This window comes from Halomonas sp. SIMBA_159 (assembly GCF_046536035.1).
GTDB lineage: Bacteria > Pseudomonadota > Gammaproteobacteria > Pseudomonadales > Halomonadaceae > Vreelandella > Vreelandella venusta_A.
On record NZ_JAWJBT010000004.1, the window covers coordinates 198,797 to 210,571 of the forward strand.

Annotated in this window: 10 protein-coding genes; 6 read left to right on the top strand and 4 right to left on the bottom strand. The window is 56.9% G+C overall.

The annotated features are described in order from the left end of the window. Position 1 precedes the first annotated feature (1 nt). Positions 2 to 487, top strand: a complete 486-nt coding sequence (gene tatB / locus R0J87_RS04260; RefSeq protein ID WP_498884547.1) for a Sec-independent protein translocase protein TatB — start codon at positions 2 to 4, stop codon at positions 485 to 487. Beyond that, positions 484 to 1,266, top strand: a complete 783-nt coding sequence (gene tatC / locus R0J87_RS04265; protein ID WP_404343435.1) for a twin-arginine translocase subunit TatC — start codon at positions 484 to 486, stop codon at positions 1,264 to 1,266. Before tatB ends, tatC begins: the two co-directional genes overlap by 4 nt. A gap of 98 nt (positions 1,267 to 1,364) precedes the next feature. Here tatC and elbB read toward each other — a convergent pair whose 3' ends face one another. Continuing rightward, on the bottom strand, positions 1,365 to 2,024 hold the full coding sequence (elbB, locus tag R0J87_RS04270; RefSeq protein WP_404343437.1) for an isoprenoid biosynthesis glyoxalase ElbB: 660 nt from the start codon (positions 2,022 to 2,024) through the stop codon (positions 1,365 to 1,367). Between the two features lie 160 nt (positions 2,025 to 2,184). Here elbB and hemB point away from each other — a divergent pair, with 160 nt between their 5' ends. Beyond that, on the top strand, positions 2,185 to 3,192 hold the full coding sequence (gene hemB, locus R0J87_RS04275) for a porphobilinogen synthase (protein WP_188638966.1): 1,008 nt from the start codon (positions 2,185 to 2,187) through the stop codon (positions 3,190 to 3,192). A gap of 124 nt (positions 3,193 to 3,316) precedes the next feature. After that, a complete protein-coding gene (gene ppk1 / locus R0J87_RS04280; RefSeq protein WP_498884548.1) occupies positions 3,317 to 5,521 on the top strand; it encodes a polyphosphate kinase 1 in 2,205 nt (734 codons plus the stop codon). A 63-nt stretch (positions 5,522 to 5,584) separates the two neighbouring features. Here ppk1 and metE read toward each other — a convergent pair whose 3' ends face one another. Next, the gene (gene metE / locus R0J87_RS04285) at positions 5,585 to 7,882 is read right to left on the bottom strand and encodes a 5-methyltetrahydropteroyltriglutamate--homocysteine S-methyltransferase (RefSeq protein ID WP_498884549.1); all 2,298 of its coding nucleotides are present in this window, start codon (positions 7,880 to 7,882) and stop codon (positions 5,585 to 5,587) included. Between the two features lie 99 nt (positions 7,883 to 7,981). On the opposite strand from metE, the gene R0J87_RS04290 reads away from it, so the two are divergent. Further along, entirely contained in the window at positions 7,982 to 8,920 is a 939-nt protein-coding gene (locus tag R0J87_RS04290; protein ID WP_498884550.1) for a LysR family transcriptional regulator, read from the top strand. Here R0J87_RS04290 and R0J87_RS04295 read toward each other — a convergent pair. Both R0J87_RS04295 and R0J87_RS04300 read right to left on the bottom strand, forming a co-directional pair. After that, complete coding sequence (locus R0J87_RS04295; RefSeq protein ID WP_498884551.1) at positions 8,883 to 10,505, bottom strand: ATP-binding protein; 1,623 nt, start codon at positions 10,503 to 10,505, stop codon at positions 8,883 to 8,885. The two genes, R0J87_RS04290 and R0J87_RS04295, sit on opposite strands and share 38 nt — an antisense overlap. A gap of 15 nt (positions 10,506 to 10,520) precedes the next feature. Further along, complete coding sequence (locus R0J87_RS04300) at positions 10,521 to 11,279, bottom strand: winged helix-turn-helix domain-containing protein (protein WP_498884553.1); 759 nt, start codon at positions 11,277 to 11,279, stop codon at positions 10,521 to 10,523. Between the two features lie 229 nt (positions 11,280 to 11,508). Here R0J87_RS04300 and R0J87_RS04305 point away from each other — a divergent pair, with 229 nt between their 5' ends. Beyond that, positions 11,509 to 11,652 (top strand): hypothetical protein, encoded by a 144-nt coding sequence (locus R0J87_RS04305; protein WP_404343447.1) that lies wholly within the window; start codon positions 11,509 to 11,511, stop codon positions 11,650 to 11,652. Positions 11,653 to 11,775: the final 123 nt, after the last annotated feature.

Below are 11,775 nucleotides of genomic sequence, written 5' to 3' on the forward strand. Positions count from 1 at the left end.
CATGCTGGATATCGGCTTTCTTGAACTCATGCTCATTGGCATCGTGGCACTTCTGGTGCTCGGCCCTGAGCGCCTGCCCAAGGCAGCACGTACCACCGGGTTATGGATCGGCAAGATCAAGCGTACGGTATCCGGCATGCAGCGTGAGATCAGCGCCCAACTGGAAGCGGAAGAGCTGAGACAAAAGCTCAATGAACAGCAGCAAAAGCTCGACGACAGCCTGAAGAAAGCGAAGCAGGAGGTAGAGAGCATTACTGACGCGCCCTCTTCTAGTCGTACGGCCAATAGCGCTGGCAACAATAGTTCTGGCAACAATAGCCCTGGCGCCAGCACTGCGGCCAAGGCGGACACTCAGGACGCCACCGAACAGCGGGTGGCCAATGCCAGCGCACGGCTGGATGACGCGCTACAAACCGTTCGTGAAGACGCCCCTGCTCCAGCTCCTTCCGACAAGGCCGACCAGCAAAAGGATAGCAACCACCAATGAGTATGTCTGGCGATTCCCAGGAGCCGCATAACGACCAAAGCCAAGCGCCTCTCATTGAGCACCTCATCGAACTGCGTTCGCGCTTGATGAAGGCCATTGTGGTAATTTTGGTCGTGTTTCTGGGGCTTTACGCGTTTGCGAACGACATCTACAGTTTTGTGGCCGACCCACTGATGTCGCTGCTCCCAGAAGGCTCGCAGATGATTGCCACCGAGGTGGCCTCTCCCTTCTTAGCGCCGTTCAAGCTCACCCTGGTGGTGGCTGTCTTCATTGCCATTCCGTTCGTGCTGCATCAGGCCTGGGCGTTTGTCGCACCGGGGCTTTACGACAACGAAAAAATGTTGGCCATACCGATTTTGGTATCCAGCGTGGCGTTGTTTTATGGCGGTGCGGCCTTTGCTTACTACGTGGTGTTTCCGCTGCTGTTTGAGTTTTTCACCCAAACCGGCCCGGAAAACGTTGCGGTCATGACCGATATCAATCAGTACCTCAACTTTGTACTGAAGCTGTTTTTCGCGTTTGGGGTAGCGTTTGAAATTCCCATCGCGACGTTTTTGCTGATTTTGTCTGGGGCTACCACCGTTGAGAGCCTCTCCAAAAAACGCCCTTACATCATTCTTGGCTGCTTTGTGGTCGGCATGCTGCTCACACCGCCGGACGTGATTTCCCAAAGCCTGCTTGCGATCCCCATGTACCTGCTTTATGAAGTGGGGCTGCTGTTTGGTCGCTTAGTACGTAAGCGCCGGGCAGAAGCAGACACCGAGGAGCAGGAGTCGTAAGCACACGACACTAAGCGTCACCAAGCGATACTAAAAAGCCTCTGTCATCCCACGATGACAGAGGCTTTTTTCCCTACCCACCATGATCGCGCAGGCGACTAGCCCATCATTTCATCAATGCGATCTACCAGCTTGAAAATACCGGTCGCGGCTTCGCTAATGCGTGTGGCGAGCATGTACGCAGGCGTTGTGACCACCCGGTGCTCGTGATCCACGACGATATCTTCCACACCGCAGCTGCGGTGCAGGCCGCCCATAGCGCTGATGGCACCAGACACGCCCGGATCATGGCCGATGGTGACGGAAATACCGTCGCCTAACAAACGCGGCACCATAACAGGCGCAATGCACATCAAACCAATGGGTTTGGCGTCCTCTTTAAAGCCCGCCAACGCCTCTTTGACGCTCTCCAGCACCTGCATACTGTCGCTCTTCATGGCGAAGTCAGACAGATTTTTGGCAACCCCAAAACCACCCGGCACAATTACCGCATCGAAGGCATCAGAATCCAGCTCAGTGATCGGGCTAATATCGCCGCGTGCCAAGCGGGCAGACTCTTGCAGCACGTTACGGGTCTCACCCTCTACCGGCGTTTGGTCCAGGTGATTAATCACATGATGCTGCGCCACGTCCGGGGCAAAGCAGCGATAACCGATCCCCAATTGATCCAGGCGAAGCAGCGTCAGAGTGGTCTCGTAAATCTCTGAGCCATCAAACACGCCACAACCCGCTAATACGACTGCTACCTGCTTCGTCATGCCTATCTCCTTGTCCAAGCCATCCATGTGGCTGAATGGCTCACTTTAGTCAGTCTCAATCGCCGCCACAAGGCGGCTTTCGCTGCATGGCATGACTGATATACTCACACTAAGCCCTGATCCACAGGGCAGCCACGATGCGATTGTCTGGAGATAGCCGTTGAATACCCCAAGCCCACGCCATTTTCCCGCCACCCGAATGCGCCGTATGCGCCGGGACGACTTCTCTCGCCGCTTAATGCAGGAGTCTACGCTGACGCCCAGCGACTTGATTCTGCCGGTGTTTGTCTTAGAAGGTGAAAATCAGCGCGAAGCAGTCGCTTCCATGCCCGGCGTTGAGCGTCTCTCGATTGATCTATTGATTGAGCAAGCCCGCGAAGCCTATGCGCTAGGCATTCCCGCGCTGGCGCTGTTCCCGGTGATTGGCCCTGAACAGAAAAGCGAACTGGCCGAAGAGGCCTACAACGCCAGCGGTTTGGTACAGCGCAGCGTGCGCGCTCTCAAAGAGGCGCTGCCGGAGCTAGGCATCATCACCGATGTGGCGTTAGATCCCTACACCAGCCACGGCCAGGACGGCATCCTGGATCAGCACGGCTACGTACAGAACGACCGCACGGTGGATACGCTGCTCAAGCAGGCACTTTCCCACGCCGAAGCAGGTGCGGATGTCGTTGCACCTTCCGATATGATGGACGGCCGCATTGGGGCCATTCGTCAGGTGCTAGAGCAGGAACATCTGCACAACGTGCGCATTATGGCCTACAGCGCTAAATACGCTTCCCACTACTATGGCCCCTTCCGCGATGCGGTCGGCTCAGCCGCCAATCTGGGCAAAGCAGATAAACGCACCTATCAGATGGACCCCGCCAACAGCGATGAAGCGCTGCACGAAGTGGCCATGGACATTGCCGAAGGTGCCGACATGGTCATGGTCAAACCGGGCATGCCCTACCTAGACGTGGTTCGCCGGGTGAAGAGTGAACTGCAGGTGCCCACCTTTGCTTATCAGGTCAGCGGCGAGTACGCCATGCACCGTGCGGCCTTTGATAACGGCTGGCTGGAAGCAGAGCCGGTGATTTTGGAATCACTGATGTGCTTTAAGCGCGCGGGTGCTGACGGCATTTTGACCTACTTTGCTCTGGAGGCCGCCCGCCTGCTACAGCGTTAAGTGCCATAGGGGTGATTAAGATGACAAATCAGTGACACTTGTTTGTCATCTTCCCTCTGCATACTCCCCTTAATTAACGTTATAACGCTATGATGGGCAAGAACCACTCACGCGGGGGGCAACCATGGACGACAACGCAGCAGATTCCACGCCAGTATCACTCACAGCACAGCCCAATGATCCGCCAAGCGGTGACAATGACAGTGCACCACTACGCATCAACCGCACGCCCACCGGGGTTCAAGCGAAAGAGTCGCAGACGGAAGCCGATCTGGACGACCCGCAGCTCTACTTTAACCGCGAGCTTTCACACCTACAGTTTAATATTCGCGTATTAGAGCAGGCCTTGGACGATGCGCATCCGCTGCTAAACCGGCTGATGTTCCTGCTTATTTTCTCGTCGAACATGGATGAATTTTTCGAAATCCGGGTGGCGGGATTAAAGCATCAGATGGCGTTAGGGGATGACACGACCGCTGCCGATGGCCGCCTGCCCAAAGCCGTACTGGCTGAGATTTCCGAGACGGCCCATCAACAGATTGCCCGCCAATATCAGATTCTTAACGACACCCTGCTGCCCGCTCTTGAGGCACAAGGGCTACGCTTTCGCCGCCGAGATCAGTGGACAGAGGAACAAAAAGCCTGGGTACGCGATTTCTTCGATAACGAAATCATGCCGGTCATCAGCCCCATTGGCCTAGATCCCTCCCACCCGTTCCCACGGCTGGTGAATAAGAGCCTTAACTTTATTGTTGAGCTTGAAGGTAAAGACGCCTTTGGACGCGCCGGCGGTATGGCTATTCTTCCCGCCCCCCGCTCGCTGCCCCGCCTGATGGCGCTGCCGAAAGAATTGTGTGCAGAAGGTTTTTCTGAGTACGTTTTCCTATCGTCGATGATTCACGCCCACGCCGAAGAGCTGTTCCCCGGCATGCGCGTGCGTGGCTGTTATCAGTTCCGTCTCACCCGAAACGCGGATATGACCGTGGACCCTGAAGAGGTCTCCGACCTCGCCTCGGCGCTACGCGGTGAACTGCTGGCCCGCCGTTACGGCAGCGGCGTACGCTTGGAGGTTGCCGACAACTGCCCAGACGATTTAACCGGTTTCTTAATGCGCCAGTTCGATTTAGAGAATGGCGACTTATATCGCGTGCAAGGACCGGTGAATTTAACGCGCATGATGGCGGTGCTGGGCGATGTGGATCGGCCAGAGCTTTTGTATCGCCCCTTTACCCCTAGCGTTCCTAAGGCGCTAAAAGGCGGTAGCCTGTTCAGCGCTATCGCTAAAAGCGATATTTTGCTGCACCACCCTTTCCAATCTTTCTCACCCATTGAAGATTTACTACGGGAAGCCGCTCGTGACCCTGACGTGCTGGCCATCAAGCAAACGCTCTATCGCACCGGTTCAGACTCGCCCATTGTCAGCGCGCTGGTAGATGCTGCCAGCCAGGGTAAAGAAGTCACGGTGGTGATTGAGCTTAGGGCACGCTTTGACGAAGCCGACAACCTGCAGCTGGCGTCACGGCTGCAAGAGGCTGGGGCAATTGTGATTTACGGCATTATGGCCTACAAAACCCACGCCAAAATGCTGCATATCGTGCGCCGTGAAAAAGGCGAACTGAGACACTACGCGCACCTGGGCACCGGCAACTACCACTCCAAAACCGCCAAGCTGTACACCGATTACAGCCTGCTCACCGCCAATAAAGCGCTGTGTGCCGATGTACATAAAGTGTTCCAGCAGCTTTCCGGCATGGGGCGAGCGCGCAAAATTGACACGCTGCTGCATGCACCCTTTACGCTGCACGAGCGTCTCGTTGAAATGATCGACCGCGAGGCCCAGGTGGCACGTAAAGGCAAACGCGGCCATATCATTATCAAGTGCAACTCGCTTACTGAGCCCAAGCTGATTAAGGCGTTATACCGGGCCTCACAGGCGGGCGTAGAGTGCGACCTGATTATTCGCGGCATGTGCTGTTTGAAGCCGGGCGTGCCGGGGGTTTCAGAAAATATTCGCGTTCGCTCGATTATTGGACGCTTCCTAGAGCACACACGGGTGTTTCACTTCCACAACGACGGCAAGCCGGAAATCTGGTGCTCTAGCGCGGACTTTATGTCGCGCAACATGTTCCACCGAGTAGAAACCTGCTTCCCGCTGCTGGATAAAAAGCTCGCTACCCGCGTTCGCAAAGACCTGGAAACCTACTTGGTGGATAACTGCCAGAGCTGGCTACTGCAAAGCGACGGCAGCTACCAGCTACAGGACCCTGGCAACGGCGATGCGATTAGCGCTCAGGAAACGCTGCTATACGCCTACGCCTCGAAGAGCTAACGCAAAAAGCCCCGCTGCGGCGCGCAGCGGGGCAAACAGGATTAAGGTTTAACTCGGCTTGGCTTAGGCGTAGCGCTGACGCAGCTGGTGAGCGGCCTCTACCATGTTAGCCAAGGCAGGTTCTACTTCTGCCCAGCCACGGGTCTTCAAGCCACAGTCTGGATTCACCCACAGGCGCTCTGCCGGGATCTTCTCTAACGCTTTTTCCATCAGCGTCACCATCCACTCGATATCAGGAATATTGGGCGTGTGGATATCATAAACTCCCGGCCCTATTTCATTGGGGTATGCAAAGTCTTGGAAGGCATTAAGCAGCTGCATATCCGAGCGGGAGGTCTCGATGGTAATCACATCGGCATCCAGCGCGGCAATGGCACCAATAATGTCGTTGAACTCCGAATAGCACATATGGGTATGGATCTGAGTGCTGTCGGCCACGCCTGCCGCGCTGAGCTGGAAGCTCTCAACGGCCCAATCCAAGTACGCTTGCCACTCGCTTTGGCGCAGCGGCAACCCTTCACGCAGCGCTGGCTCGTCAATTTGAATGACATGAATACCGGCTTTCTCCAGGTCACACACTTCGTCGCGCAGGGCCAGGGCAATCTGACGGCAAGTAGTGGCGCGGGGCTGGTCATCGCGCACAAACGACCACTGCAGAATCGTCACCGGTCCGGTCAGCATGCCTTTCATCGGCTTTTGGGTCAGCGACTGGGCATACTCGCTCCAGCGAACGGTCATCGCCGCGGGGCGGGTCACGTCACCAAAGATAATCGGTGGTTTCACACAGCGGGAGCCGTAGCTCTGCACCCAACCAAAGCGGGTAAACGCAAAGCCGTCTAACTGCTCGCCAAAGTACTCCACCATATCGTTACGTTCGGCTTCGCCGTGCACCGGCACGTCCAGGCCCAGCGCTTCCTGACGCTCCACCGCGTAGGCAATCTCTTCGCGCATCCGCGCTTCGTAGTCCGCTTGGCTGAGTTCACCGGCTTTGAAAGCCCGGCGTGCAGCACGAATAGCATCCGTCTGTGGGAATGAGCCAATGGTGGTCGTGGGGAATAGCGGCAGCTTTAGCAGGCGACGCTGGGCCTGCGCGCGCTGGGCATAGGGCGATTGACGCTGGCTATCTTCTTGCGTGACGGCTGCCAAGCGCTCACTCACCGCCGGCTGGTGGATACGCGTCGATTCACGGCGTGCATCCAAGGCGCGGGTTGCCTCGCTCAGGCGCTGCTCATCTTCCTGCATAGCACGGTTATCAATCAGTCGCGCCAGGGTGACCACTTCATCCAGCTTCTGGCGAGCAAACGCCAGCCAGTTCACCAGTTCGGCGTCCAGTTCGTTCTCCTGATGCAGGTCAACCGGCACATGAAGCAGCGAGCAGCTAGGCGCGAGCCACAGCCGTTGACCCAGCCGCACTTTCAGCGGCAGTAAGCGCTCACGCAGTGCTGCCAAATCGGCCCGCCAGATATTGCGGCCATCCACTAAACCTACCGAAAGCACCTGATGCGGACTTAACCGATCAATCACGCTCTCCACCTGCTCGGGGGCACGCACGGCATCGATATGCAGGCCTTCCACCGGCAGCCGCGTGGTGAGAGAGAGGTTATCACCCAGCGCGCCAAAGTAAGTGGCCACCAGCAGCTTTAGCGGAGCCGATTGCAGGCGATGGTAAGCGCGTTCATACGCCTGCTGCCAAGCCAGCGGTAAATCCTGAACCAGCGCAGGCTCATCTAGCTGCACCCACTCAACGCCCTGAGTGGCTAGGCGGGAAAGCGTCTCGCTATAAACATCCAATACGCTATCGAGAAGCTCAAGACGGTCAAACTCCTGCCCTTTGGTTTTGCCCAGCCAAAGCCAGGTCAGCGGGCCGGTTAGCGTTACTTTAGGCGTAAAGCCCGCCTGCAGGGCTTCGTCTACCTCGTCAAATAGCCGCGAGGTGGCTAAGGTAAACGTCTGACCTTGATGAAGCTCTGGCACTAGGTAGTGGTAGTTAGTATCGAAGTATTTGGTCATCTCGCAGGCCGCCGCCGGGGTACCGCTCGGCGCGCGGCCACGGGCCATACGAAAGGCGGTATCCAGGTCAACGCGGCCTGCGTTGACCTCGTCTTGGGCGTGAAAGCGGCTAGGCACCGCGCCCAGCATCACGGAAACGTTCAGCACTTGGTCATAAAAGGCAAAATCACCCACGCTGACCATGTCTAAGCCCGCAGCCTGCTGGGTTTGCCAGTGGGCAAGCCGTAGCGCTTGGCCTGCGGCTTCCAGCTCATTACGGCTGACGTCGCCCTTCCAGTAGGCTTCCGTGACTTTTTTCAGTTCGCGCTGAGCGCCAATGCGGGGATAGCCGAGAATATGAGAAACTGTCATGATGAATCCTTCCAACGTGAATGATTTCACACAGTTTGAGCGCCGCACAAACGTGAATCAAACTAAAGATTCTAATATCAAACATGAAAAATACTCACAATGATTGAATTACGCCATCTGCGCACCCTGCTGGCCCTGCGCGAAACCGGCTCGCTGGTAGAAGCCGCCGAGCGAGTACACTTAACGCAGTCGGCCCTTTCGCACCAATTGAAAGATCTGGAAAGCCGCGTGGATAGCGCGCTGTTTGTGCGCAAGACTCGGCCGGTGGAGTTCACCCGGGCAGGGCTGCGGCTACTGGCACTGGCCGATGAGATTTTGCCGGAGGTCCGCAAAGCGGAGCGGGATCTGGCGCGACTGGCGGGCACCGAGCAGGGGCGGCTCCACATGGCCATCGAGTGCCATAGCTGTTTTCAGTGGCTGATGCCCACGGTGGATTACTTCCGCGACCACTGGCCGGAAGTGGAGATCGATATCCCTAGCGGGCACCACTTCGACCCGCTGCCTGCCTTGGCTCGTGAGCAGCTGGACTTAGTGATTACCGCCGACCCTCAGCCGCTGGAAGGCGTGCACTACGTGCCGCTGTTTCGTTACGAGGGGCTGCTAGCGGTGGCCCGCCAGCACAGCTTTGCGGGCCAGCCCTATATCGAACCTAGCGCGCTGGCCGACGAGACACTGATCACCTACCCAGTGGAGCAGTCGCGACTGGATGTCTTCACGCAATTTTTGGCTCCGGCGAACGTGCGCCCTAAAGAGATTCGTACCGCAGAACTAACCATCATGATGATGCAGCTGGTAGCGAGTGGTCGTGGGGTGTGTGCGCTGCCCAACTGGGCGCTCACAGAGTATTTAGAGCGCGACTATGTGAGCGCTGTGAAGCTGGGCGAACACGGCATCTGGAGCACGCTCTATGCCGCTATTCGTGAGGAGTCGGTGGAAGCGCCGTGGATGCAGGACTTTTTACGCACCGCCAAGGAGACCTCCTTTGCGGTGCTGTCAGGGATTAAACCGGCGAATCGCGACGAGGAATCAGCAGCGTAAAGCGCGCACCGCCCAGCGCAGGACTGCTGTCCACGGTGACACTACCACCATGGCCTGCCATGATTTTCTGCACAATCGAAAGGCCTAGGCCGTAGCCCCCGGAGCTACGGGCTCGGCTGTCGTCCAAACGTGCAAAGGGCTTAAAGATATCGGCGCGGGCATCAAAGGGGATCCCCGGCCCATCATCTTCTACGTCGATGCGCACCAGTCGCGGCTCATCCCACAGGCGAATCACCACTTGGGATTTACCGTAGCGGCAGGCATTGCCCACCAGGTTTTGCAGTGCTCGCTGCAGGTAGCGTGGCTCTGCTAACAGCTCAATGTCTGGCCCTGGCACTAACGTTAATGTCTGCCCGCTGTGTAGCGGTGCCAGTGTATCAATCACCCGCTCAGCCATGGCACGGCAATCGACCAGCGCCATCTCCAGCTCAGCACCGTTCACCGTCTCGCCGCCTAGCCGTGCGTAGGTCAGAATCTCGTCGACCAGCTCGTCTAGCTCAGAGATATCGGCATCAATCCCCTGGAGCTGACGCTGGATGGTGGGTTGATCGGTCATATCTTCGACCATCTGCACCGCAAAGCGGATGCGCGCTACGGGAGTGCGCAGCTCGTGGGAAACCGCGCGGATCATCTCTTGCTGTCCACGCAGCAGGCTCTGCACCTGATTGGCCATGCCGTTAAACGCCATCCCCAAACGCCCGAGGAAATCGCCACTTTCGACTTTAACGCGGGTTTCCAACCGACCGCTGGCGATACGTGTCGCTGCTAGCTCCAGCCGCGCCATGCGCGACTCGATACTGCGCATTATCAGATAAATAATCAGGCTTAATACCGCCATCAGTGCCACTAACAGCGGTAAGTGCAAATTGAGCGGCAGTGTGTCTCCGCGAGAGATAGGCCCTGCCTGAAGCCACTGATCAGCGTCGCCTGTGGCATTCGGCACTTGATACACCAGCGTGATGGCAAGTTTGTCAGACACCAGCCGAGTAATCACGCCTCCCAGCGTTAGCTGAAACTGCTGCTCGGTGGTTAAGTCGTCGGGTAGCGCATTGAGCAGGCTGAGCGGCCAACTGCCGGGGCGCAGCTGTGCAAGCGCATCAGGACGCTCCTCGGCGGGCATGGCGGCGAGCCACTCCCCCAGCAAGACCATACTGCCTTGCCACTGCCGTTCACTCCACGTGGTAAACGTGGCTTCTAACATCCACTCTTCGCTGACGCTGCTGGTCGCCGGCAGCCGCTGACGCAGCTGCCACGGCTCTTCAGCCACTAACACCGTGCCCCGCTCAATCCTTGCCCGTTCAAAATAGCCAAGCTGAGCGTCCTGCATCTTGCGCAGCGTCAGTTGCATCCCCAGCTGCTCAGAGAAATTGCCTAATATGGCAGCACGGCTCTCTTGAGGCACGCTTGCTAACTGCTGGGTCATCAGCGACATAGGCAGCGCGGCAAGCTGCTCACGGTAATCTTCACGACGCACCTGTTCGATAAACGAACGACCGCCTAGCGCGATAAAAAATACCACGCATAGCGCTAGGCCCAGCAGTAGGTAGAAGCGCAAAAACGTGCTGGGGCTAAGCACTCGCCGCATTAGACAACCTCTCTTTTAGCTATCTTTTACAAACAGATAGCCTTTACTACGCACTGTTTTAATGCGGTGCGGCTGGTTAGGGTCATCGCCGATTTTGGGTCGAATACGCGACACGCGCACGTCGATCGAACGGTCCTGGCCGTCGTATTTAATACCTCGCAGGTCGCTGAAAATCTCCTCGCGAGTCAGCACCCGGCCCGCGTTGCGTGCCAGCAGCCACAGCAGGTCAAACTCTGCGCTGGTCAGGTCAATGCGGTCACCGGAGAGCCAGGCTTCACGGGTAGCGTTATCAATCTCTAGATTTTCAAATTTGAGTCGCATCTCGCCATCGGGTGCTGGCCCATCGGCTCGGCGTAGAAGCGCTCGCATACGCGCCAGCAAAACGCGCGGCTGAACGGGTTTGGGCACATAGTCATCAGCCCCCATCTCCAGCCCCAGCACCTGATCGAGATCATCGGTGCGGGCCGTTAGCATCATGATGGGGCCGGCAAAGTTAGGCCGTACACGGCGGCAAATCGCCAAACCATCTTCGCCGGGCAACATCAGGTCCAAAATCACCAAATCAGGCTGAAGCGTTAAAATGCGATCCACACCTTTTGCGCCATCCGCTTCTAACGTGACCTGGAAGCCATTCGCTTCCAGGTAGTCGCGGGTGAGCTCCGCCAAGCGCTGATCATCTTCGATAATCAGCACGTGATCCTGGTCCGGGTAGTCGGGGGTTACCGATTCCTGTGCCCCAAGTGCTTGAAATTGCTCTTCCAAGTGATCTACCATCCTTTTTCTTCACTCCGCTTAAGCAGTTTGTATTATCACCCACTCACCCTGTCAAAAAGCAGGTTATGATAGCTTCCAGGATACCTTAAAACCTCGCTAACGCCTGCCCCTTCGTCAACGTTCAAGATAAGATTGCTCCATTTGGCGCCTATTAGCCGCTTGATTCTTCCAACATCAAGCGCTAATGTGAAGTGGCAAACTGTCGACAATCTGACAGGAGGAGATCGCCATGGGAGATGGCAAAGCGAAAAGTGTTATTAAACGTGTCTATGTTCCAACACAAGTGCGCGACCTGCCTAACGGAGAGAAGTTGAAAATCCCCGGGCACTATAAGGCACCTCCCAGTGATGGCAACGGCTCGCTTGATGAATAAGCACTGTTTACCGCTGTATAGATAGCAAAAGGCAGGCCATAGGGCCTAATGCCAGTCAGTTAAGCCTGACTGGCTTTTTACTCACCGCATATTTCTGTGGTCGTGCCCGGACAGCACGCGGGT

What these genes read in the sequence shown, in the direction of transcription:
- tatB (WP_498884547.1), top strand. Translation starts at nt 2, where the DNA reads ATGCTGGATATCGGCTTTCTTGAACTCATGCTCATTGGCATCGTGGCA.
- tatC (WP_404343435.1), top strand. Translation starts at nt 484, where the DNA reads ATGAGTATGTCTGGCGATTCCCAGGAGCCGCATAACGACCAAAGCCAA.
- elbB (WP_404343437.1), bottom strand. Translation starts at nt 2,024, where the DNA reads ATGACGAAGCAGGTAGCAGTCGTATTAGCGGGTTGTGGCGTGTTTGAT.
- ppk1 (WP_498884548.1), top strand. Translation starts at nt 3,317, where the DNA reads ATGGACGACAACGCAGCAGATTCCACGCCAGTATCACTCACAGCACAG.
- metE (WP_498884549.1), bottom strand. Translation starts at nt 7,882, where the DNA reads ATGACAGTTTCTCATATTCTCGGCTATCCCCGCATTGGCGCTCAGCGC.
- R0J87_RS04290 (WP_498884550.1), top strand. Translation starts at nt 7,982, where the DNA reads ATGATTGAATTACGCCATCTGCGCACCCTGCTGGCCCTGCGCGAAACC.
- R0J87_RS04295 (WP_498884551.1), bottom strand. Translation starts at nt 10,505, where the DNA reads ATGCGGCGAGTGCTTAGCCCCAGCACGTTTTTGCGCTTCTACCTACTG.
- R0J87_RS04300 (WP_498884553.1), bottom strand. Translation starts at nt 11,279, where the DNA reads ATGGTAGATCACTTGGAAGAGCAATTTCAAGCACTTGGGGCACAGGAA.
- R0J87_RS04305 (WP_404343447.1), top strand. Translation starts at nt 11,509, where the DNA reads ATGGGAGATGGCAAAGCGAAAAGTGTTATTAAACGTGTCTATGTTCCA.